This window comes from Streptomyces sp. NPDC053513, from assembly GCF_044544765.1.
GTDB classification, from domain to species: Bacteria; Actinomycetota; Actinomycetes; order Streptomycetales; family Streptomycetaceae; genus Streptomyces; species Streptomyces litmocidini.
The window spans coordinates 108,166-130,533 of sequence record NZ_JBITXP010000019.1 but is presented as its reverse complement, the minus strand read 5'-3'; the positions used below and the strand labels follow the sequence as shown (position 1 = coordinate 130,533).

Here is a 22,368-nt window from a genome sequence, read left to right as displayed (position 1 = left end):
TCACGCCCTGTCCGCGACGCGCTCGCCCAGCAGACCCTGGGGCCGTACGAGGAGCACGAGGATGAGGAGGACGAAGGCCCACACGTTGGACCAGGCACCGCCGCCGAGCTGCTGCATGCCGGGGATGTCCTCGATGTAGGCGATCGAGAGGGACTCGGCGATGCCGAGGACGACGCCGCCGACCATGGCGCCGTAGATGTTGCCGATGCCGCCGAGGACGGCCGCGGTGAAGGCCTTGAGGCCGAGGATGAAGCCCATCTCGAAGTTGATCTGGCCCTTGTCGACGCCGTACGCGACGGCGGCGACGGCGGCGAACGCGGCACCGATGGCGAAGGCCATGACGATGATGCGGTCCGTGTTGATGCCCATCAGCTTGGCGGTGTCCGGGTCCTGCGCGGTGGCCTGCATGGCGCGGCCGCTGCGGCTCTTGGAGACGAAGAGGCCGAGGGCGAGCATGCACAGCGGGGCGAGGACGAGCACGAAGGCGTCGGCGCGCTGGATCGAGAGGCTCTCGGTGATCTTGAAGGCCTCGCCCTGGAACTCGGGGAAGCTGACGGCCTTCTTGGCGTCCGGGTAGAACTGCCACACCAGCTGCTGGAGCGCGATGGACAGACCGATCGCCGTGATGAGCGGGGCCAGTCGGGGCGCGTTGCGCAGCGGACGGTAGGCGAACCGCTCGGCGGCGGTGGCGACGGCCACGGAGGCTATCGCGCCACCGACGATCATGAGCGGTATCGCCACCAGCAGGGACGTGCCGCTCGGCAGAGCGCTGTAGGTGGTGAGGGCGCCGAAGCCCCCGATCATGAAGATCTCGCCGTGGGCGAAGTTGATGAGCTGGACGATGCCGTAGACCATGGTGTACCCGATGGCGATGAGGCCATAGAGGGCACCGAGGGCCAGGCCGTTGGCCAGCTGTTGCGGCAGTTCGTGCACCGCAGGCCTCCGATGAGCTTGTCGGATAAGACTCCGCGCGAGGGCGCTGTTTGCGCCCTCGCGCGGGTTGGTTCAGATGGAGCGGGCTCCCTTACGGGTGCCGGTGATGCGGGTGACGCCGGTGATCACTGGTTGAAGGTGTCGCTCTTGACGTCGACCCACTTGCCGCCCTCGACCTTGTAGACCGTGAGCTGCTTGTTGGTGGTGTCGCCGAACTCGTCGAAGGAGACCTTGCCGGTCACGCCGTCGAAGGAGACCTTGCCCAGGGCCTCGGTGACCTTGGCGCGGGCGTCGGACGGCAGCTTGCCGCCGTTGGCCTGGACGACGGCCTTGACGGCCTGGATGACCGCCCAGCCGGCGTCGTAGGAGTAGCCGCCGTAGGCCGCGTACGGGTCCTTGTAGCCGCCCGCGTTGTAGTCCGCGATGAACTTCTTGGCGGTGGGGAGCTTCTCGACGGGGTAGCCGATCGAGGTGGCGAGGTCACCGTCGTTGGCCTCGGCGGAGGCGCTGATGAAGGCCGGGTCGTAGATGCCGTCGCCGCCCATGACGGGGATCTTGGCGCCGGTCTTCTTGATCTGGTCGGAGAGCAGACCGCCCTCGGGGTACTGACCGCCGAAGTAGACGGAGTCGGCGCCGGAGGACTTGACCTTGTCGGCGGTGGAGGAGAAGTCGGTCTCCTTCACGGTGACGTGGTCGGTGCCGACGACGGTGCCGCCGAGGCGCTTGAACTCGTCGGAGAAGATCGCGGCGAGGCCGGCGCCGTAGGTCTGCTTGTCGTCGACGACGAAGACCTTCTTCTTGCCGGCGTCCTTGAAGAGGTACTGGGCGGCGAACTTGCCCTGGACCACGTCGGTGGCGGCGGTGCGGAAGTAGGTCTTGAAGGGGCGCTTGAACTCGCCCTTGCCCCAGTTGTCGCCCTGGCTGAGCGCCGGGTTGGTGTTGGCCGGGGAGACCTGGGCCAGGTTGGCGGAGGCGAAGACGCCCTGCATCTGCTGGGAGACGCCGGAGTTCAGCGGGCCGACGACGCCGAGGACGTCCTTGTTGCCGACGAGCTTGGTGGCGTTGGCCTGGCCGGAGGCCGGGACGGCCTGGTCGTCGAGCGCCTCGATCTTGAACGTGACGCCGGGGACTTCCTTGTTCTTGTTGGCGGTCTGGACCGCCAGGTCCACGGAGTTCTTGATGCCCTGGCCGAGCGCGGAGAGGGAACCGGTCAGCGGCGCGTCGACGCCGATGACGACGGTCACGCCGCCACCGTCCGCGTTGTTGTCGCTGCCGCCCTTGTCGTCACGCGAACCGCATGCGGTGAGAGTGAGCGCTCCCGTGGTGAGCACGCTGGTGAGGATGAGCAAAGAACGGTGTCGCACGAAGAATCCTTTCCCTGGCGCGGCCCCCTCAAGCTGAGGCGGTGCCGTGAAGCTGTGTAGCTAGAGGTGCCGTTTTCGATGCCGGGCCGTACTGGGTCGAGCAGGGCCGTGCAGTGGAAGCGCCCGGCGGCGCGGTGACTGGCCGTGACTCTAGGCGCAGGTGGGGAACGGCGGGGAGCGCCCAGGTCAGGATGTGACTGTCTTGTTATGCCGACGGGCGGAGATGGTGTGCATGCGGGGTGCAAAACCGGGCACAGCGGTCGGTAGCACGGTGTTCACATGGTGAGAACCCCCAGTTCCGCTAAGGGGCTTGAGTGGATCACGGTCCTGACGGGCCACCCGTGAGGGTCTCCGGATATCGGACACCGGTCCATTCGTCAGCGGACGGAGGGCAGGTCGGGCGCTGACCCGGCCATTCCACTCGCGAATGGCGCGAAAGTTACGCAGTGTCACGGTGATCGTGGCCGGGGTCATTCGCCGGAAGAGGCTCCCGGGGTCCCGGAAGGCGTCGGAGCGGTGGTCCACTCATCGGGCGGACGCCAGTTCTCGGAGCTCCCCGTCGCCCCCCTCGCCGCCTCGCAGCGCCGCCGCGACTCCCGGTCCGCCAGCGCCTCGGCGGCCTTCCGTCCGGCCCGTCGCTCCTCGGCCCGGGCCGCCGTGAGCACCTGGTCGTGGATCTCGTACTGCTCGTTGGAGAGCCCCTTCTGCTCCCAGTCGAGCCCCGCCCACTTGGACCCCCTGAGCGCCTCTTTCACCCAGTACGAGACCAGGTTCGCGCAGACGTCGGCGGGGGTGCTGGTGCGGGGCGCGGACGACGGTGCGGGGTGCGGGTCCGGAGCCCGGTCGCAGCCGGCGGACAGGGTGAGCGCGCACCCGGCCAGGGCCGCCGCGAGGGCGGCCCCGGCCGGTCGTATCCGTGGGCGTGTCACGGGAGTTGGACGTACGGCTTCAGGAAGTCGCGCGCACCGGGCGTGTCCAGGCGGTACGCGACGTTCGTGGCGTAGCAGGGCGTGTCGCCGGTGATCGTGGTGGCGACGAGCGTCAGCTTCCCGTTCAGCGTCGCGAAGTTGGGGCCGCCCGAATCGCCGTAGCAGGCACCGCCGTTGCCCTGGGGCGCGGTCATGGCGAGTCGGACCCACGCGTCGTTGAGGGCGTCGAAGGAGACCGGCGCCTTCATGCGGACCCCGCCGCCCGGGTGGGTCTGGCCGCCCGGCCCGCGCTCCGCCTCCTGCGTGCCGTACCCGGCCACGAGGAACGCCGTGGAGTTCAGTCCCTGCGGGCCGAGCGCGGCCAGGGCGCCCGCCTTCGGCAGCGACGCCGGAGCGAAGGACCAGCGGGCCTTCACCGCTTTCGCCGGCAGTTCGATCACGGAGATGTCATGGCGGTCGGAGGCCGGGCCGGGGTAGGCGGGGTGGGTGTGCGCCGTCCCCTCGACGGCCACGCTCCGTGCAACGGCGGCGGGGTCGCCCGGGTGCTCGGCGGCCGCCCGGTCGAGGCCGGCCTGCACGTCCTGGTCGAGCGAGACGTAGAAACGCACGTTCTCCGGCCAGTCCGTCGTGCAGTGGGCGGCCGTGAGGAAGGTGTCCGCGTCGATCATGGTGCCGGAGCAGACCCAGTCGACCCGGTCCGGCGTCGCCGGGTCGTCGTCGTTGTCCCAGGTGGCCACGAGCGCGCCGACCTCGGTGCGCTCCGGGGCGGGGGCCGCGTTGTACGAGTTGATCGCCGAGGACGGGATCGCGGTGGCGATCACGGCGGCGCAGGCGGCGGCGGTGACGGCGGTCATCGCGGTGGTGGTGCGTACGGCTGTCACGAAGAACCCCTCGATGGGTGAATGGATCAGGTGTTCTCCTGTGGGGGAGGCCGCCAGTGAAGCGGCTGCCCCCACCGCGCGACAAGAGGGCGGGGCGGGAAGAGGGGGCCGGTGGCCGGGCGAAGCAGACGGGTGGGAAGAGGGGGCCGGCGGCCGGGCGAAGCCGACGGGCGGGCGGAACGGCGGAGGGGCGGGGCGTCGTGCGCCCCGCCCCTCCGTCCTCTTCGCCGCGACGGCCCGCCCCGCGAGGGGCTCCGTCACGCCCGGCCCGCCCCGTGAGGGGCTCGGCTCCGTTACGCCCGGCCCGCCGACGGCAGGTTGTCCGCGTCCTGCGGGTTGATCTCGCGCAGCAGGCAGGTCAGCCGCGCCGAGCAGACCCGCTTGCCCTGCTCGTCCGTGATCACGATCTCGTACGTGGCGGTCGACCGGCCCCGGTGGACCGGCGTCGCCACACCGGTCACCAGACCGCTGCGCGCGCCCCGGTGGTGGGTGCAGTTCAGGTCGACGCCGACGGCGATCTTCGAGGCCCCACCGTGCAGCATCGAGCCGATGGAGCCCAGCGTCTCGGCGAGCACCGCCGACGCGCCGCCGTGCAGCAGCCCGTACGGCTGGGTGTTGCCCTCGACCGGCATGGTGCCGACGACCTTCTCGGCCGAGGCCTCCACGATCTGGACACCCATCCGGTTCCCGAGGTGCCCGGCCGAGAAGAGCGCCGGGAGGTCGACGCCCAGCGCCGCGTACTCGTCGATGACCTCCTGCGGGAACTTCACGTGCTGCTGCTCACCCATGGGCCCGGCTCCGTTCGTCTTCGTACGGCTGACAGATCGCCTGAGCAAACGCTTAGGCGGAGGCCGATTGTTCCAGACGCACGATCACGGACTTGCTCGCGGGGGTGTTGCTGACGTCCGCCGTCGACTCCAGCGGGACCAGCACGTTCGTCTCCGGGTAGTAGGCGGCCGCGCACCCCCGGGACGTCGGGTAGTGCACCACCCGGAAGCCGGGCGCCCGCCGCTCCGTGCCGTCCGTCCACTCGCTCACCAGATCCGCGTACGCCCCGTCCGCGAGACCGAACGCCGCCGCGTCCTCCGGGTGCACGAGGACGACCCGGCGGCCGCCCCTGATCCCCCGGTAGCGGTCGTCCAGACCGTAGATCGTGGTGTTGTACTGGTCGTGCGAGCGCAGCGTCTGCAGCAGCAGCCGGCCCTCGGGCACCCTCGGGTACTCGACGGGCGCGGCCGTGAAGTTCGCCTTGCCGGTCTTCGTGGGGAAGCGGCGCGCGTCGCGCGGGCCGTGCGGCAGCGCGAAGCCGCCCGGGTTCGCCGCCAGCCGGGCGTTGAAGTCCTCGAAACCGGGCACCACGCGCGCGATCCGGTCCCGGATCCTGGCGTAGTCCGCCTCGAACTCCTCCCAGGGGGTGGCCGATCCGTCGCCGAGGACGGCCCGGGCCATCCGCGCCACGATCGCCGGCTCGGACAGCAGGTGCGGGCTCGCCGGCGGCAGGTTGCCCCGGGAGGCGTGCACCAGGCTCATCGAGTCCTCGACGGTCACGAACTGCCGGCCGCTCTTCTGCACGTCCCTGTCGGTGCGGCCGAGCGTCGGCAGGATCAGCGCGCGCGTGCCCGTCACCGCGTGCGAGCGGTTCAGCTTCGTCGAGACGTGCACGGTCAGGCGCGCGTTCCGCATGGCCGCCTCCGTCACCTCCGTGTCGGGCGTCGCCCCCACGAAGTTGCCGCCCATCGCGAAGAACACCTTCGCCTCGCCGTCGCGCAGCGCCTGGATCGAACGCACCACGTCGAAGCCGTGGTGGCGCGGCGAGACGATCCCGAACTCCTTGTCCAGGGCGTCGAGGAAGGCCGGCGCGGGACGCTCGAAGATGCCCATCGTGCGGTCGCCCTGCACGTTCGAATGGCCGCGCACCGGGCACACGCCCGCGCCCGGACGGCCGATGTTCCCGCGCAGCAGCAGGAAGTTGACCACCTCGCGGATGGTCGGCACGGAGTGCTTGTGCTGGGTGAGGCCCATCGCCCAGCAGACGATCGTCCGCTCCGAGGCGAGCACCATCTCCAGGGCCCGCTCGATCTCGGCGCGCGTCAGCCCGGTCGCGGCGAGCGTCTCGTCCCAGTCGGCCGCCTTCGCGGCCGCCGCGAACTCCTCGTACCCGTGGGTGTGGTCCCGCACGAACTCCTCGTCGACCGCCCCCGCCGTCTCCAGGACCAGCTTGTTGAGCAGCCGGAAGAGGGCCTGGTCGCCGCCGATCCGGATCTGCAGGAAGAGATCGGTGAGCGCCGCGCCCTTGAGCATGCCCTGCGGGGTCTGCGGGTTCTTGAAGCGCTCCAGGCCCGCCTCCGGCAGCGGGTTCACCGAGATGATCCGGGCGCCCGAGGCCTTCGCCTTCTCCAGGGCCGAGAGCATGCGCGGATGGTTCGTCCCCGGGTTCTGCCCGGCCACGACGATCAGGTCCGCCCGGTGCAGGTCCTCCAGGGAGACGCTGCCCTTGCCGATGCCGATCGTCTCCGTCAGCGCCGAGCCCGAGGACTCGTGGCACATGTTGGAGCAGTCCGGCAGGTTGTTCGTGCCGAACTCGCGCGCGAAGAGCTGGAGCAGGAACGCCGCCTCGTTGCTCGTCCGCCCCGAGGTGTAGAAGAGCGCCTCGTCCGGCGAGGCCAGGGCCCGCAGCTCCTCCGCGATGATCGCGAAGGCCCGCTCCCAGCTCACCGGCTCGTACCGCTCGCCGCCCTCCGGGAGCAGCATCGGCTGCGTGATGCGGCCCTGCTGGCCCAGCCAGTACCCGCTGCGGGTCGCCAGGTCCGCCACCGGGTGCGCCGCGAAGAACTCCGGCGTCACCCGGCGCAGCGTCGCCTCCTCGGCGACCGCCTTCGCGCCGTTCTCGCAGAACTCCGCCACGTGCCGCTTGTCACCCTCCGGCCAGGCGCAGCCGGGACAGTCGAAGCCGTCCTTCTGATTGACCTTGAGCAGGGTCCGCGCGGTCCGCCGCAGACCCATCTGCTCCTGCGCGATCCGCAGCGTGTGCCCGATGGCGGGCAGGCCGGCTGCGGCGTGCTGCGGCGGCGTGACCTGCGGTGCGTCCTGGACCGGGTCACCGGCAGGCGGCTTGCTGACCATCGCGCTCTCCCTTGAGCGGTAATCCTCTGGCGTACGACTCCGATCCTGTCACGCGGCACCGACAGCCCGGCACCCCGACCGCTGTGGACGGGATTGTCAGCGGGCCGTGGCAGGATCGTCCCGTGGCCGAGACAGCATCGAAGACCCCCGCAGACACCCGCCCCCGCCTGCTCCTCATGGACGGGCACTCGCTCGCGTACCGGGCGTTCTTCGCGCTGCCCGCGGAGAACTTCACCACCGCGACCGGACAGCCGACGAACGCGATCTACGGGTTCGCCTCGATGCTGGCGAACACGCTCCGCGACGAGGCGCCCACGCACTTCGCCGTCGCGTTCGACGTGTCCCGCAAGACCTGGCGGTCCGAGGAGTTCCCGGAGTACAAGGCGAACCGCTCGAAGACCCCCGACGAGTTCAAGGGCCAGGTCGAGCTGATCGGCGAACTCCTCGACGCGATGCACGCGCCGCGCTTCGCCGTCGACGGCTTCGAGGCCGACGACGTCATCGCCACCCTCGCCACCCAGGCCGAGGCCGAGGGCTTCGAGGTCCTCATCGTCACCGGCGACCGGGACTCCTTCCAGCTCGTCACCGACCACACCACCGTGCTCTACCCCACCAAGGGCGTCTCCGAGCTCACCCGCTTCACCCCGGAGAAGGTCCAGGAGAAGTACGGCCTGAGCCCCTCGCAGTACCCCGACTTCGCCGCCCTGCGCGGCGACCCGTCCGACAACCTCCCCGGCATCCCCGGTGTCGGCGAGAAGACCGCCGCCAAGTGGATCAACCAGTTCGGCTCCTTCGCCGAGCTCGTCGAGCGCGCCGAGGAGGTCAAGGGCAAGGCCGGCCAGAACTTCCGCGACCACCTGGAATCGGTCAAGCTCAACCGCCGCCTGACCGAGATGGTCCGGGACGTGGAGCTGCCGAAGACCGTCACGGACCTCGCCCGCGAGCCGTACGACCGCGCCGCCGTCGCCCTCGTCCTCGACACCCTGGAGATCCGCAACCCCTCGCTGCGCGAACGGCTCCTCGCCGTCGACCCGGGCTCCGCCGAGGAGGCCGCGCCCGCCCCCGCCGCGGGCCTGGAGCTCGACTTCACCGTCCTCGGCGCCGGCGAGCTCGCCCCCTGGCTCGCCGAGCACGGCACCGAGCCCCTCGGCATCGCCACCGTCGACAGCTGGGCCCTCGGCACGGGGAACGTCAGCGAGGTCGCCCTCGCCGCCGCCGGGGGAGCCGCCGCCTGGTTCGACCCCAGCACGCTCGACGAGGCCGACGAGCAGGCCTGGGCCGCCTGGATCTCCGACCCCGACCGGCCGAAGGTCATGCACAACGCCAAGGGCGCCATGCGGGTCTTCCCCGAGCACGGCTGGTCCGTCGCCGGCGTCACCATGGACACCGCCCTCGCCGCCTACCTGGTCAAGCCCGGCCGCCGCTCCTTCGCCCTCGACGCCCTCACCGTCGAGTACCTCGCCCGCGAGCTCGCCCCGGCGGCCCCCGCCGACGGCCAGCTCGCCTTCGGCGCCGACGACACCGCCGAGGCCGAGGCCCTCATGAGCCAGGCGCGGGCCGTCCTCGACCTCGGCGCCGCCTTCGACGAGCGGCTCGCCGAGGTCGGCGCCCGCGAGCTCCTCCACGAGGTCGAGCTCCCCACCTCCGCCCTCCTCGCCCGCCTGGAGCGGCACGGCATCGCCGCCGACCGCGACCACCTGGAGGCCATGGAGCAGCAGTTCGCCGGCGCGGTCCAGCAGGCCGTCAAGGAGGCCCACGCCTCCGTCGGCCACGAGTTCAACCTCGGCTCGCCCAAGCAGCTCCAGGAGGTCTTCTTCGGTGAGCTGAACCTCCCGAAGACCAAGAAGACCAAGACCGGCTACACGACGGACGCCGACGCGCTCGCCTGGCTGGCCGGCCAGACCGAGCACGAACTGCCGGTGATCATGCTCCGCCACCGTGAGCAGGCGCGCCTGCGCTCCACGGTCGAGGGCCTGATCAAGACCGTCGCGGCGGACGGCCGCATCCACACCACCTTCAGCCAGACGGTCGCGGCGACCGGCCGCCTGTCCTCCACCGACCCCAACCTGCAGAACGTGCCGGTCCGCACGGACGAGGGCCGGGCCATCCGGCACGGCTTCGTCGTCGGCGAGGGCTTCGAGGCCCTCATGACCGCCGACTACAGCCAGATCGAACTGCGCGTCATGGCCCACCTCTCCGAGGACGAGGGCCTCATCGAGGCCTTCACCTCCGGCGAGGACCTGCACACCACCGTCGCCTCCCAGGTCTTCGGCGTCGAGCGGTCCGCCGTCGACGCCGAGATGCGCCGCAAGATCAAGGCCATGTCGTACGGCCTGGCCTACGGCCTCTCCGCCTTCGGCCTCGCACAGCAGCTGACCATCGACCCGGCCGAGGCCCGGATCCTGATGGAGACCTACTTCGAGCGCTTCGGCGGGGTACGGGACTACCTGCGCCGCGTCGTCGACGAGGCCCGCGCCACCGGGTACACCGAGACGATGCTGGGCCGCCGCCGCTACCTCCCGGACCTCAACAGCGACAACCGGCAGCGCCGCGAGGCCGCCGAGCGGATGGCGCTCAACGCCCCCATCCAGGGCACGGCCGCCGACATCGTCAAGGTCGCCATGCTGAACGTCGACCGGGCGCTCACCGAGGCGGGCCTCGCCTCCCGGATGCTCCTCCAGGTCCACGACGAAATCGTCCTCGAACTCGCCCCCGGCGAGCGCGAGCGGGTCGAGGCCCTGGTCCGCGAACAGATGTCGGCCGCCGCCGACCTCCGGGCCCCCCTGGACGTCTCGGTAGGCGTAGGCCAAAACTGGGACGAAGCAGCCCACTGACGCCGCCCCCACCGGGACGGCGCCCCCTCGCAGGAAGCCACCCCACCGGGGCGGTACCCACCCCGCCGCGGGCGCCTACCCGCCGGGCGGTGCCCGCCCCGTTGTGGGCTGCACCCGCCGGTGCGGTGCCCGCCCCCGCGCCCCGTTGTGGGCAGTCGTTCCGCTGGGGCGGAACGGGTGGGCACAACGGACCCGCGCCCTGCCGGCGCCAGAGGCTGTGGTGCCTGAACCCGCACCGACAGGCACGACGCACATGGGGTGCGGGTCCAGGCGCGGGACGCGGAGGCGCCGCTAAGGGCGCCGTCCCGTGTGCCCACCCGTCCCGCCCCAGCGGGACGACTGCCCACACGGAGGTGGGCGAGGGCACCGCCCAGCCGGGCGCGGGCACGCACGGGCGGGAAGGAGCCGCCCAGCAGGGCGCCCCGCACCGCCCGGCGGATGTGCGCCAGTCGGACCAGTCGAAGGGCGCCCGACCCACCCCCCTCCCAAAACTGAGAAGCATGATCCGCCGCCCCCACCTCCCCACCTGGGCCCTCCTCGGCGCCCTCCTCGGCGCGTCAAGCACCGCCTGGTCCTGGCCCGCCGAGGCACACCGGGCGCCCGCACTCTGCACCTCGTCCCGCGAGCCGACCCTCGCCGCCCGCCTGTCCCGGGACATCGCGGCGGCGCTCAAGGGCCGCGAGGGCACGGTCTCCGTCGCGGTGCACGACCCCGTGCGCGGTCTGCGCTGCCGGCTCGCCGACACCCTGGCGTACGACTCCGCCAGCATCGCCAAGGTCCTGATCATGCAGGCCGTCCTCGGGCGCGCGGAGGAGCTCGGCCGGGCGCCCACCCGGCTGGAGGCGCGACGGCTGAAGGCGATGATCACCCACTCCGACAACACCGCCGCCACCGAACTGTGGGAGGGGCTCTCCCGCGCTCGGCTGAACAGGGTGCTGCGGGAGGCCGGAGCCCGGGACACCGTCCTGGGGCACGGCAACTACTGGGGCCTCACCCGCACCACCGCACGCGACCAACTCGCCCTGCTCGCCGCGGTGTCACGCCGAGACGAGGCCCTGTCCCTGATGGGGCAGGTGGTCCACGCACAGGCCTGGGGCGTCACCGCGGGCGCGCCCCGCACGGTCAAGGTCCACCTCAAGAACGGCTGGCTGCCCCGCGCGACCCACGCCTGGCGCGTCCACAGCGTCGGCATCGTGCGCCCGGCGGCGCCGCCCCCGCCGGCCCCCGGCACGGGCCCGAGCACAGGCAAAGGCACGGCCACCGGCACAGGCGCCGGCACCAACACCGGCACAGGTGCAGGCGCAGGAACCGACACCGGCACGGACACCGCCCCGACGAACCCCGCCGTCGACTACCGGATCGTCCTCCTGAGCCACGGCAACCCCACCATGCGGTACGGCGTCCGCACCCTGGAGGGCATCGCCCTCGCCGTGCACCGCAGGCTCTCCGGCGGTACCGCGGCCCGGGGCTTCACCCCGCCGGAGAAGATCAGCGAGATCCCGGACGGGAGCGCTCCGGCCGAGGCCCCGGGCCAGGGAGATCCCGGTGCACCGGCACCGGCTCCGACCCCGGCGCGTCCGGAGTCGTTCGGACCCGCGGCGATCCGAGGAGCCGCACCCCCGTCCCGTACAGCACGAGCCCCACGGCGAGCCCCGCGCCGGCGCCGAAGCAGGCCGTGGGGATGACGTCGAGGGGCGTCTCGATCCGGTCCCAGCCCCAGTACGCCGCCCAGCGCAGCACCCGGTGGGCGACACCCGCGAGGACGCACCCGCCGATCAGCGCGGCGGCCAGGAGCCGGCCGCGCCGGCCGGGGACGGGGACCCGGGTCGGCAGCACCGCCCCCGGAGGAGAGGTGCGCAGCGCTCGCGCCGCGCACCAGGCGAGGATCCCGAGGGCCAGCGCCGAACCCCCGTACTGCGCGTAGAGATAGACCGGGAACCCGGCCACGATCTCGCCGAGGACGGGGATCGCGCGGGTGCCCCAGCGGTCGAGGTGGGTGAAGGAGTCCCACACCACGTGCGTGGTGGCGCCGAGGATCGCCGAGAGGCAGAACCACCCGACGAGCGCCGTCGGGTGCCGCTCTCGCCAGGGACGGCCCCGGACGAGCCCGTACACCCTGCCCCGCCACCGCTCGGGCAGCAGCGCGACGAGCGGCTCGCGCACGGTCAGCCACAGGGTCACGAGCGCGGCGGTGATCAGCACGTCGGCCGTGACGATCCCGACGGGGGAGTGGGTGACGTCCCCGAAGACCATCGCCCCGGGGAACGCGGTCGCGGCGAAGTAGGTCATGTCGGGCGAGAAGGACCCGGCGACGAGGGCGGACGCGACCAACGGGCCGCGCGCGGTCCCGTCCCGGCGCAGCGCGGGCAGCACGGCGGCGGCGTGGCTCAGCGTGAACGGCAACGGGAGTTCCCCCAGGGTTCCGACGGCGGTGGCCGGTGTGCGTGGCCGACCGGAGTGCAAGAGGGGCGTGACGCTCCGATCGGTTCCCGGACTCACTCGCTCCGCAGGCGGCCAAGAGGTGACGAAACCGTGAAACACGGTCAAGGGCCGGTGTTCGACGGTCCGGAGTTGGCATAGGGTCGCCTGAGGTCTCACGCGGGGAGCGTGGGACCGCGTCGATGGGGAGGGGACGACGGATATGGCAGCGCACATCGGCCGCCGACTGCGCAAGGGAGCCACCAGTGGTGTGGTGATGGCCGCGGCGGTCGCCGCGCTCGCCGCCTCGCAGGCGCCGGAGATGACCCCGCCGGCCACGGACAACACCGGTGGGGACCAGGCCATCGGTGCCGGCGACACGACTTCGCCGTCCGGACACGGGTCCGTGACGGGCGATTCCCCGTACTACACGGACCTGCCGCCGCTGAACCCGCCGAACCTGCCCGGGGCGAGCACCAAGCTGCCGCTGACGACCGGCCCCGCCGAGGCCGGCATACCCGCGTCCGTCTACTCCGCCTACAAGCGGGCCGAGCTCTCGATACGTTCGACCGACCCCGGCTGCAACCTGCCGTGGCAGCTGCTCGCCGGCATCGGCAAGGTCGAGTCCGGGCAGGCCCGTGGCGGCCGGGTCGACGCCAACGGCACGGCGTCGCCGCCGATCCTCGGCCCCGCCCTCAACGGCAACGGCTTCGCCCTCATCACCGACACCGACGGCGGCGCCTACGACGGCGACACGAAGCTCGACCGGGCCGTCGGCCCGATGCAGTTCATCCCGTCCACCTGGGCGACCTGGGGCCAGGACGCCAACAGTGACGGCAAGAAGGACCCGAACAACATCTACGACGCGGCGCAGGCCGCCGGCCTCTACCTCTGCGCGAACGACCGCAACCTCGCGCTCAAGGCCGACCTCGACCAGGCGATCCTCAGTTACAACCGGTCGAGGGAGTACCTGAACACGGTCCTGTCCTGGGTCGCCTTCTACGAGCGCGGCACCCACCAGATCCCGGACGGCACGGGCGTGCTGCCGGTGGGGCGCAGTGACAACGGCACCAGGGGCAACGGCTCCCACCCCACCGCGCCGCTCCCGACCGTCCCCACGACCCCGACGCCGACGCCCGGCACCCAGAAGCCGAAGCCGCCGGCGGAGAACCGTCCCGGGACGGTCAAGCCGCCGACCGTCCCCACCAAGCCCCCGGTCACCCCGCCGGTGACGCCGCCCGCCCTCCCGGCGGTCGCCAAGGTCGCACGGCTCGCGATCGTGGCCAACGAGAAGCCGACCACGACCACCGGCAGCGCCTTCACCGGGCTTCCCCGCGTCGCGGCGCTCGACGCCTCGGGCAAGCCGGTCCCCGGCGTGAACATCCGCTTCGAGATCGTCGGAGCCACCGACACCCGGTTCGGCGCCGGCGGGACCACCGCCACCGTCACCACCGGCTCGTCCGGCCTCGCCACCTCGCCCGCCCTCCGGGCCGGCGAGAAGACGGGGACCTTCACCGTGCGGGCCACCGTCGTGGGCCGGACCCTGCGGGCGGCCGACTTCACCGCGACCGTCACGGAGCGTCGGGCGGACACCCTCACCCGGCTCGCCGGCGACCCGCTGTCGGCCACGACCGGCACCTCCTTCGCCCAGAAGGTCCAGGTGAAGGCCACCGACAAGGGCGCCCTCGCCCCCGGCGTGCGCGTCACCGCGGTGATCGTCACCTCGAAGACGAGCACCGAGGAGAGCGCCGACGGCCCGTCCTTCAAGCGCGCGGACGGCACCACGGTCCGTACCGTCACCCTCGTCACCGGCACGGACGGTCTGCTCACCTTCGAGTCCGGCGACCTCCTCGCGGGAGACAAGGCCGGCACGTACTACGTGCGGCTGACCGCACCGGGCGGCGGCACCACCTTCATCGACCTGACGGTCGGCGCCCCCGCCACGACGAACCCGGACCCGACCCCGACTCCGACTCCGGAGCCCACTCCGACGCCCTCCGGCAGCGCCACGCCCGAGGCCACCTCCTCGCCCAGCGCCTCGCCCTCGGCCTGACCGCCCGCGCCTCAGCGCCGCGTTCCTCCGCGCCGTCCCCCGTCCGCACCGGACGCGGGGGCGGCGCTTCGCGTGATCCGGGTGCAACGTGTTCTCATCTCACGGCCGCATTGCTACGGTGCCCCCGCCCTGACGACCTATCAGATCGCACCCGGGAGGCCGACCATGCGCGCCCTCGTCGCCGCCGCCATCGGACTCGCCCCAGTCCTCCTCTTCGTCCTGCTCCTCTCCGTGGTCGATCTGCCGCCCGACGGCCCCACCTCGCCCAAGCCCCTCCTGACCGCCGACCCCGGCCCCAAGAAGTAGGGGGCCGACCGTGCGCCGCCGAGCCAGCCTCGTCCTGCTCGCCCTCGCCGTCTTCTGCGCCGCGATGGCCCCGACCCTGCGCTGGTACGCCTTCCCCCGCCTCGCGAAGATCCCGCCCAACCAGTACCAGGAGACCGTCCTGGAGGCGCGGCCGGCGACCCTCCTCGACTACTCCACGCTCAAGGCCGAGAAGGTCGACAAGATCACGATCATCCAGACCCTCAAGGGCAACGTGGAGGAGTCGCGGCGCATCGAACGCGACGCCGGGCGCGACGTCGTCGTCTGGGACGCCCTCGCCTACGTGACGGGACCCGACGGCAAGATGGTCTCCAAGGTCCCCGAGCGGTACGTCTTCGACGCCCACACCCAGGACCCCGTCCACGCCACCGGCGAATCGGTCGACGGCGACCCGGTCCGGCGCGAGGGTATCGAGTTCAAGTTCCCCTTCCTGACCGAGAAGCGCGACTACCAGTACTTCGACGCCCAGACCCGCACCGCGGCCCCCATCCACTACAAGGGCACCCGCACCTTCCGCGGCATGGAGGTCTACTACTTCGAGCAGACCATCCCCTGGACCAAGGTCCCCATGCCCAAGACCATGCCGGTCAAGGGCATCACGCCGAAGATCCTCGCCGACTCCGGCCTCACCCGCTGGTACACGACCAAGCGCATGTTCTGGATCGAGCCGATCACCGGAGCCCCCGTCAACGGCGAGGAGATCCACCAGGAGGAACTCCGCAACGCCAAGGCGCTGATGGGGCGGGACACCCTCACCGTCTTCGCGGGGCACGTGAAGATGCGCGAGGACTACCTGGAGAGCATCGGCGAGATGGTCTCCGCCAACCGCCTCATGGTCCTCATGCTCGTCTCCTATGTCCCGTGGAGCCTCACCGTCCTCGCCCTGCTCCTCCTGGCCCTCGCCCTCTGGCTGGAGGCCCGCTCCCGCCGTCCCGAACCGGAGCCGCCCGCCACCCCCGCCCCCACGCCGGTCAGCGCTCCCCTCTGAGCCGCGCGCTGGTGTGCCGGGTCGGCACCGCCGCGGACGGATCCTCCGGCCACGGGTGCTTCGGGTACCGCCCCCGCAGCTCCGCCCGCACCGCCCGGTAGCCGTCCCGCCAGAACGAGGCCAGGTCGGCCGTCACCGCGGCCGGCCTGCCGGCGGGGGAGAGGAGGTGGACGAGCACCGGCACCCCCGCCACCCGGGGCGTCTCGGCCAGACCGAACATCTCCTGCAGCTTCACCGCGAGCACCGGCCGCTCGCCCCCGTACCCGACCCGTATTCGCGAACCGCTCGGCACCTCGATCCGCTCCGGCGCCAGCTCGTCCAGCCGGACCGCCTCGCCCGAGGCCCACGGCAGCAGCCTCCGCAGCGCCTCCCCGGCGTCGATCCGCCCCAGATCCGCTCGGCGCGACGCCCGGGACAACTCCGGCTCCAGCCACTCCCCGGCCCGGTCGATCAGCGTCCCCTCCGACACGTCAGGCCAGGGCTCCCCCAACTCCCGGTGGAGGAAGGCGAGCCGCTCGCGCAGCTCCCCGGCCTCCCGCGACCACCGCAACAGCCCGAGCCCCTCGCGTCGCAGGCCGTCGAGCAGCGCCTCCCGCACCAGAGCGGGCTCGGCCCCGGCGCCCAGCGGACGGACCGTCAGCTCCACCGCCCCCAACCGGTCCACCGACCGCGCGACCACGTCCCTGTCCTCCCAGCGGACCTCCTCGCCGGTGCTCCGCAGATGCCCGGCGGCCCGGCACGCGATGGACTCGTCCACCACCGCCGCGAGCCGCACCCGCGCCGTGGCGTCCCGCGCGGTGCGGTCCGCCACCGCCACGGCGAGCCACGGACCGGTCCCCAGCCGGGAACCCTCGGCCAACCGCGCCCCGCTTCCCGACACCATCAGATAGCCGCCCTGCTCCCGGGCCCTGGCCACCCGCTCCGGGAACGCCAGCGCCGTCACCAGACCGGCCACGGCGTCGTCGCCCCCGCCCACGGCCTCACCGGCCGACCGCTCCCCGACGGCGGCACCCCCGCCCACCGCCTCACCGGCCGACCGCTCCAGGCGCCGCGCCTCCGCCCTCCACCGCGCGCCGTACCCGTCGGCCCCCCGACGGGCCGTGCGCCAGGCCGCCACCAGGTCGTCCCCGTAGTCACGCGGCGGCTCCTCGCTCAGCAGCGCCACCACCTCCGCCGCCCGCCGCGCCCCGACCTCGGGCGCGCCGTCCAGCAGCGCGCGCCCCAGCCGGGGGTGCAGCCCGAGCCGGGACATCCGCACCCCCCGCTCCGTGGCCCGGCCGTCACCGTCGACGGCCCCGATCGACCCGAGCACCGCGCGGGCCGCCGCCATCGCCCCGGCCGGCGGCGCGTCGAGCAGCGCGAGCCCCTCCGCAGTCGGGTCCCCCCAGCAGGCGGCCCGCAGGGCGAAGTCCGCCAGGTCGGCGATCCGGATCTCGGGCGAGGGGAACCGCGCCCGGCTGCCGTCCTCCGCCTCGGCCCAACAGCGGTAGACCACACCGGCCGCCTCACGGCCCGAGCGCCCCGCCCGCTGGGTCGCCGCCGCGGTCGACACCGGCACCGTCGCGAGGGAACCGAGACCCCGGGCGTGGTCCGTCCGGGGCTCCCGCGCGAGCCCCGAGTCCACGACGATCCGCACTCCCGGAACCGTCAGGCTCGACTCCGCCACCGACGTCGACAGCACCACCCGCCTCCGGCCGCCCGGCCCGGCACCCCGCAGCACCGCGTCCTGGACGGCGGCGGGAGCCCGCCCGTGCAACTGGAGCACCTCCGCGTCGACGCCGTCGAGCAGCCCCGCCGTCCGCGCGATCTCCCCCGTACCCGGCAGGAAACAGAGGACGTCGCCCTGGTGCCGCTCCAGCGCGAGCCGGATCGTCGACGCCACGTGCCGCAGCAGGGCCGGATCCACCCAGGTGCCGTGCGCGGGCCTGATGCCGGCCGGCGGCGCGGCGAACCTCACCGCGTACCCATGGCCCTCGCCCTTGCTCCACACGATGGGTGCGGGGCCGCCGCCCTCCAGGACCGTGAGCAGTTCGGCCCACGCCTCGGCGTCGCTCGTCGCGGACGCCGCGATCAGCTTCAGCTCCGGCCGCAGCGTCGCGCGGACGTCCACCAGGAAGGCCATGGCCGTGTCGGCGTCGAGATGCCGCTCGTGACACTCGTCGAGCAGCACCACGTCCACGCCCGCCAGCTCCGGATCGCGCTGGAGCCGCTGGAGCAGGATGCCCGTCGTCACCACCTCGACCCGCGTCGCGGCACCGGTCCGCCGCTCACCGCGCACCGAGAAGCCGACCGTCCCGCCGACCTCCTCGCCGAGCAGCCAGGCCATCCGCCGGGCCGCCGCCCGCACCGCCATCCTGCGCGGCTCGGCCACGAGCACCCGCCGCGCCGGTCCGTCCCCTATGAGCCCCGCGAGCGCCAGCGGCACCAGCGTCGTCTTGCCGGTGCCGGGAGGAGCGGACAGCACCGCCGCGCCGCGCTCCGCGAGTGCGGCGAGCAGCTCGGGGACGGCATGGCGGACGGGGAGACGGTCGAGTGCGTCGTTTCGGATCACGCACTCAGTCTCGTACGCGCCGCGAAAAAGAAAGGCCCCGTTGTCCACAGGGCCCTCCATTAATACGACTGTCGAGTCGCCTGCTGCTCGTCCGCCGGTCGTCCCGCTCGCAGACTCCGCCGGTCGTCCCGCTCGGCAGACTCCGCTAGTCGTCCCGCTCGCAGACGAAGATCGCCGTCCCCGGGATCAGGTTCCCCCGCAGCGGGGACCAGCCGCCCCACTCCTGACCGTTCCAGGCCGGCCACTCCGGTTCGACCAGGTCCACGAGCCGGAAGCCGCCGGCCACCACGTCCCGCACCCGGTCCCCGACGGTCCGGTGGTGCTCCACGTACACGGCCCGGCCCTGCTCGTCCTGCTCGACGTACGGCGTGCGGTCGAAGTAGGAGGCGGCGACCGAGAGGCCCTCCGGCCCCGGCTCGTCCGGGAACGCCCAGCGGATCGGGTGCGTCACCGAGAACACCCAGCGGCCGCCCGGCCGCAGCACCCGGCGCACCTCACGGAAGACCCGCACCGGGTCGGCGACGAACGGCACCGCGCCGTACGCCGAGCACGCCAGGTCGAAGGAGCCGTCCCGGAAGGGCAGTGCTCCCGCGTCCGCCTCCACCAGCGGCACCTCCCCGCCGATCCGCAGCGCGTGCTGGAGCTGCCGGTGCGAGAGGTCGAGGGCCACCGGCCGCGCCCCCTGGGCCGCCAGCCAGCGCGAGCACTGCGCCGCGCCCGCCCCGATCTCCAGGACGTCGAGGCCCTTCAGCGAGGCGGCCGGGCCCAGGAGCCCGGCCTCGGCCTCGTCGAGCCCCTCGGGACCCCACACGAACCGGTCGTCGCCCAGGAAGGAGCCGTGCTCGCTCTGGTACTCGTCGGCGTTCCGGTCCCACCAGCCGCGGCTCGCCCGGCTGCTCTCCGCGTCCCCCGCGTCACGCCGGGTCGCCTCGGCCTCGTCGGCCTCCCCGTCGACCGCGTCTTCGTGTCCGTACTCTTGGTTCATCTCGCCCGCCGATGTAGTTTGCGCTCAGTGCAGCCGTGCGGCGGACCCCGCCGTGGTGGCGCAAGAGGCATGAGTGGTGCCGGAATTGAGTGGATCTGCCTCGGGTGCGCGCTTCGCGCATTGACCCTGTCCGGCCGCCCCCGTATGCTAAAGGTTGCGCTGCGGGCCTGCGCGCCTCAGACGGAGCAGGCCGTGCTCGCACCTGTTGTATGTCCCCTCGGTTTTCGAGGTTCCCTGCCGTTCGCGGAAGGGCGCTTCATTGGCTGTCCGGCTTCTTGGTGCGATACGGGCTCTCGGCGTAGCAGTACCTACGACTTTCTGTCCGTAACCGGAGCCCTTTCCCACATGACGAGCAGCACCGAGACCACCGCCACCACCCCGCAGGTTGCGGTCAACGACATCGGTAACGAGGAAGCCTTCCTCGCCGCGATCGACGAGACGATCAAGTACTTCAACGACGGCGACATCGTCGACGGCGTCATCGTGAAGGTCGACCGGGACGAGGTCCTGCTCGACATCGGTTACAAGACCGAAGGTGTCATCCCGAGCCGCGAGCTCTCTATCAAGCACGACGTCGACCCGAACGAGGTCGTCAAGGTCGGCGACGAGATCGAGGCCCTGGTTCTCCAGAAGGAGGACAAGGAAGGCCGCCTGATCCTCTCGAAGAAGCGCGCCCAGTACGAGCGCGCCTGGGGCACCATCGAGAAGATCAAGGAAGAGGACGGCATCGTCACCGGTACCGTCATCGAGGTCGTCAAGGGTGGTCTCATCCTCGACATCGGCCTCCGCGGCTTCCTCCCGGCCTCCCTGGTCGAGATGCGTCGTGTCCGCGACCTCCAGCCCTACGTGGGCAAGGAGCTCGAGGCGAAGATCATCGAGCTGGACAAGAACCGCAACAACGTGGTCCTGTCCCGCCGCGCCTGGCTGGAGCAGACCCAGTCCGAGGTTCGCCAGACCTTCCTCACGACCCTCCAGAAGGGTCAGGTCCGCTCCGGCGTCGTCTCCTCGATCGTCAACTTCGGTGCCTTCGTGGACCTGGGTGGCGTCGACGGCCTCGTCCACGTCTCCGAGCTGTCCTGGAAGCACATCGACCACCCGTCCGAGGTCGTCGAGGTCGGCCAGGAGGTCACCGTCGAGGTTCTCGACGTGGACATGGACCGCGAGCGCGTCTCCCTGTCGCTGAAGGCGACGCAGGAGGACCCGTGGCAGCAGTTCGCCCGGACCCACCAGATCGGCCAGGTCGTCCCGGGTAAGGTCACCAAGCTGGTTCCGTTCGGTGCGTTCGTCCGCGTGGACGAGGGCATCGAGGGTCTGGTCCACATCTCCGAGCTGGCCGAGCGCCACGTGGAGATCCCGGAGCAGGTCGTCCAGGTCAACGACGAGATCTTCGTCAAGGTCATCGACATCGACCTCGAGCGTCGTCGCATCAGCCTCTCGCTGAAGCAGGCCAACGAGTCCTTCGGTGCCGACCCGGCCTCGGTCGAGTTCGACCCGACCCTGTACGGCATGGCCGCGTCCTACGACGACCAGGGCAACTACATCTACCCCGAGGGCTTCGACCCCGAGACCAACGACTGGCTCGAGGGCTACGAGGCTCAGCGCGAGGCCTGGGAGACCCAGTACGCCGAGGCGCAGGCTCGCTTCGAGCAGCACCAGGCCCAGGTCATCAAGTCCCGCGAGGCCGACGAGGCCGCCGCTGCCGAGGGTGCTGCCGCCCCGGCCGCCGGCAACGCCGGTGCGGGCATCTCGGGCGGTTCGTACTCCTCGGAGTCGGACGACAACTCCGGCGCCCTGGCGTCGGACGAGGCGCTCGCTGCCCTGCGCGAGAAGCTGGCCGGCGGCCAGAGCTGAACAGGCTCTCCGCTGAGCGCTAGCCGCTAGCGAATCCGAGGCCCGTTCCCCTCCGGGGGAGCGGGCCTCGGTCGTTCTCCGCGGTCCGCGCACTCCTCCGCCGGAAGATCGCCGCACCGGGAATTGCCGTGCCGCGTACGGCGTTTCCAGAGAGAACACGAGGAGGAGCGGTAATCGTGCTTGATCCCCAGGATTTGTACGAATGGGACCCGAAGGGCGTGGCCGTCGTCGACCTGGCCCTGGCGCAGGAGTCGGCCGGACTGGTCATGCTGTACCACTTCGACGGCTACATCGACGCGGGCGAGACCGGTGAGCAGATCATCGACCGGCTGCTCGACACCCTGCCGCACCAGCTGGTGGCCCGCTTCGACCACGACCGGCTCGTGGACTACCGGGCCCGCCGCCCCCTGCTGACCTTCCGGCGCGACCGCTGGACCGCGTACGAGACGCCGTCCATCGAGGTCCGCCTCGTGCAGGACGCCACCGGCGCCCCCTTCCTCGTCCTCTCCGGCCCGGAGCCGGACGTGGAATGGGAGCGTTTCGCCGTCGCCGTCCGGCAGATCGTCGAGCGCCTCGGGGTGCGCCTCTCCGTCAACTTCCACGGCATCCCCATGGGCGTCCCGCACACCCGCCCGGTCGGCCTCACCCCGCACGGCAGCCGCACCGACCTCATGCCGGGCCACCGCAGCCCCTTCGACGAGGCCCAGGTCCCCGGCAGCGCCGAGGCCCTCGTCGAGTACCGGCTCACCGAAGCCGGCCACGACACCCTCGGCGTCGCCGCTCACGTCCCGCACTACGTGGCCCGGTCCCCGTACCCGGACGCGGCCCTGACCGCCCTGGAGGCCGTCACCGCCGCCACCGGCCTCGTCCTCCCGGGCGTCGCCCACTCCCTGCGGACCGAGGCGCGTCGCACCCAGACCGAGATCGACCGCCAGATCGGCGAGGGCGACGAGGAGCTGGTCGCGCTCGTGCAGGGCCTCGAGCACCAGTACGACGCGGCGGCCGGTGCCGAGACGCGCGGCAGCCTCGTCGCCGAGCCGGTCGACCTCCCCTCGGCCGACGAGCTGGGCCGCGAGTTCGAGCGCTTCCTCGCGGAGCGGGAGGGCGACTCCTGACCCCGTCGGGGCAGGCCCT

At 72.2% G+C, this 22,368-nt stretch carries 15 protein-coding genes and 1 pseudogene; 7 read left to right on the top strand and 9 right to left on the bottom strand.

Translation table 11 applies throughout. The features are described from left to right. The 6 genes from ACIGW4_RS27735 to ACIGW4_RS27710 all read right to left on the bottom strand — a co-directional run bounded on the left by ACIGW4_RS27735 (nt 1) and on the right by ACIGW4_RS27710 (nt 7,230). On the bottom strand, nt 1-933 hold the full coding sequence (locus ACIGW4_RS27735) for a branched-chain amino acid ABC transporter permease (protein WP_123451252.1): 933 nt from the start codon (nt 931-933) through the stop codon (nt 1-3). Nucleotides 934-1,058: 125 nt separating this feature from the next. Beyond that, the gene (locus ACIGW4_RS27730) at nt 1,059-2,297 is read right to left on the bottom strand and encodes a branched-chain amino acid ABC transporter substrate-binding protein (protein WP_123451250.1); all 1,239 of its coding nucleotides are present in this window, start codon (nt 2,295-2,297) and stop codon (nt 1,059-1,061) included. 470 nt (nt 2,298-2,767) lie between these two features. Further along, entirely contained in the window at nt 2,768-3,226 is a 459-nt protein-coding gene (locus tag ACIGW4_RS27725; protein ID WP_399583405.1) for a hypothetical protein, read from the bottom strand. Then, on the bottom strand, nt 3,223-4,107 hold the full coding sequence (locus ACIGW4_RS27720) for a trypsin-like serine protease (RefSeq protein ID WP_399583403.1): 885 nt from the start codon (nt 4,105-4,107) through the stop codon (nt 3,223-3,225). Before ACIGW4_RS27720 ends, ACIGW4_RS27725 begins: the two co-directional genes overlap by 4 nt. A gap of 293 nt (nt 4,108-4,400) precedes the next feature. Next, a complete protein-coding gene (locus tag ACIGW4_RS27715) occupies nt 4,401-4,895 on the bottom strand; it encodes a PaaI family thioesterase (protein ID WP_123451246.1) in 495 nt (164 codons plus the stop codon). A gap of 52 nt (nt 4,896-4,947) precedes the next feature. Continuing rightward, a complete protein-coding gene (locus ACIGW4_RS27710) occupies nt 4,948-7,230 on the bottom strand; it encodes an FdhF/YdeP family oxidoreductase (RefSeq protein WP_123451244.1) in 2,283 nt (760 codons plus the stop codon). A gap of 122 nt (nt 7,231-7,352) precedes the next feature. Here ACIGW4_RS27710 and polA point away from each other — a divergent pair, with 122 nt between their 5' ends. Beyond that, on the top strand, nt 7,353-10,064 hold the full coding sequence (gene polA / locus ACIGW4_RS27705; protein ID WP_123451242.1) for a DNA polymerase I: 2,712 nt from the start codon (nt 7,353-7,355) through the stop codon (nt 10,062-10,064). A gap of 500 nt (nt 10,065-10,564) precedes the next feature. Then, nucleotides 10,565-11,254, top strand: a pseudogene (locus ACIGW4_RS27700) (serine hydrolase); the annotation flags it as partial. Between the two features lie 298 nt (nt 11,255-11,552). On the opposite strand, the gene ACIGW4_RS27695 reads toward ACIGW4_RS27700, so the two are convergent. Further along, a complete protein-coding gene (locus ACIGW4_RS27695) occupies nt 11,553-12,467 on the bottom strand; it encodes a DUF4184 family protein (protein WP_398711607.1) in 915 nt (304 codons plus the stop codon). A gap of 238 nt (nt 12,468-12,705) precedes the next feature. Here ACIGW4_RS27695 and ACIGW4_RS27690 point away from each other — a divergent pair, with 238 nt between their 5' ends. From ACIGW4_RS27690 to ACIGW4_RS27680, 3 genes are all read left to right on the top strand, one after another. After that, a complete protein-coding gene (locus tag ACIGW4_RS27690) occupies nt 12,706-14,535 on the top strand; it encodes a lytic transglycosylase domain-containing protein (RefSeq protein WP_399583400.1) in 1,830 nt (609 codons plus the stop codon). Nucleotides 14,536-14,700: 165 nt separating this feature from the next. Next, complete coding sequence (locus ACIGW4_RS27685; RefSeq protein WP_107072740.1) at nt 14,701-14,841, top strand: SPW_0924 family protein; 141 nt, start codon at nt 14,701-14,703, stop codon at nt 14,839-14,841. A 10-nt stretch (nt 14,842-14,851) separates the two neighbouring features. Continuing rightward, nucleotides 14,852-15,847 (top strand): DUF3068 domain-containing protein, encoded by a 996-nt coding sequence (locus ACIGW4_RS27680; RefSeq protein ID WP_399583399.1) that lies wholly within the window; start codon nt 14,852-14,854, stop codon nt 15,845-15,847. On the opposite strand, the gene hrpB is transcribed toward ACIGW4_RS27680, so the two are convergent. Further along, nucleotides 15,831-18,398: an ATP-dependent helicase HrpB gene (hrpB, locus tag ACIGW4_RS27675; protein ID WP_399583397.1), complete on the bottom strand. Its 2,568-nt coding sequence runs from the start codon at nt 18,396-18,398 to the stop codon at nt 15,831-15,833. The two genes, ACIGW4_RS27680 and hrpB, sit on opposite strands and share 17 nt — an antisense overlap. Nucleotides 18,399-18,543: 145 nt before the next feature. Continuing rightward, nucleotides 18,544-19,383, bottom strand: a complete 840-nt coding sequence (locus tag ACIGW4_RS27670; RefSeq protein WP_399583395.1) for a class I SAM-dependent methyltransferase — start codon at nt 19,381-19,383, stop codon at nt 18,544-18,546. Nucleotides 19,384-19,728: 345 nt separating this feature from the next. Here ACIGW4_RS27670 and rpsA point away from each other — a divergent pair, with 345 nt between their 5' ends. Both rpsA and ACIGW4_RS27660 read left to right on the top strand, forming a co-directional pair. Next, entirely contained in the window at nt 19,729-21,234 is a 1,506-nt protein-coding gene (gene rpsA, locus ACIGW4_RS27665; protein WP_030692649.1) for a 30S ribosomal protein S1, read from the top strand. 176 nt (nt 21,235-21,410) lie between these two features. Beyond that, complete coding sequence (locus ACIGW4_RS27660; protein ID WP_123451232.1) at nt 21,411-22,349, top strand: PAC2 family protein; 939 nt, start codon at nt 21,411-21,413, stop codon at nt 22,347-22,349. Nucleotides 22,350-22,368: the final 19 nt, after the last annotated feature.

Bases quoted from the DNA above. Each gene is read 5' to 3' on its own strand.
- ACIGW4_RS27685 (WP_107072740.1), top strand. From the start codon at position 14,701: ATGCGCGCCCTCGTCGCCGCCGCCATCGGACTCGCCCCAGTCCTCCTC.
- rpsA (WP_030692649.1), top strand. From the start codon at position 19,729: ATGACGAGCAGCACCGAGACCACCGCCACCACCCCGCAGGTTGCGGTC.
- ACIGW4_RS27715 (WP_123451246.1), bottom strand. From the start codon at position 4,895: ATGGGTGAGCAGCAGCACGTGAAGTTCCCGCAGGAGGTCATCGACGAG.
- ACIGW4_RS27690 (WP_399583400.1), top strand. From the start codon at position 12,706: ATGGCAGCGCACATCGGCCGCCGACTGCGCAAGGGAGCCACCAGTGGT.
- ACIGW4_RS27670 (WP_399583395.1), bottom strand. From the start codon at position 19,383: ATGAACCAAGAGTACGGACACGAAGACGCGGTCGACGGGGAGGCCGAC.
- ACIGW4_RS27710 (WP_123451244.1), bottom strand. From the start codon at position 7,230: ATGGTCAGCAAGCCGCCTGCCGGTGACCCGGTCCAGGACGCACCGCAG.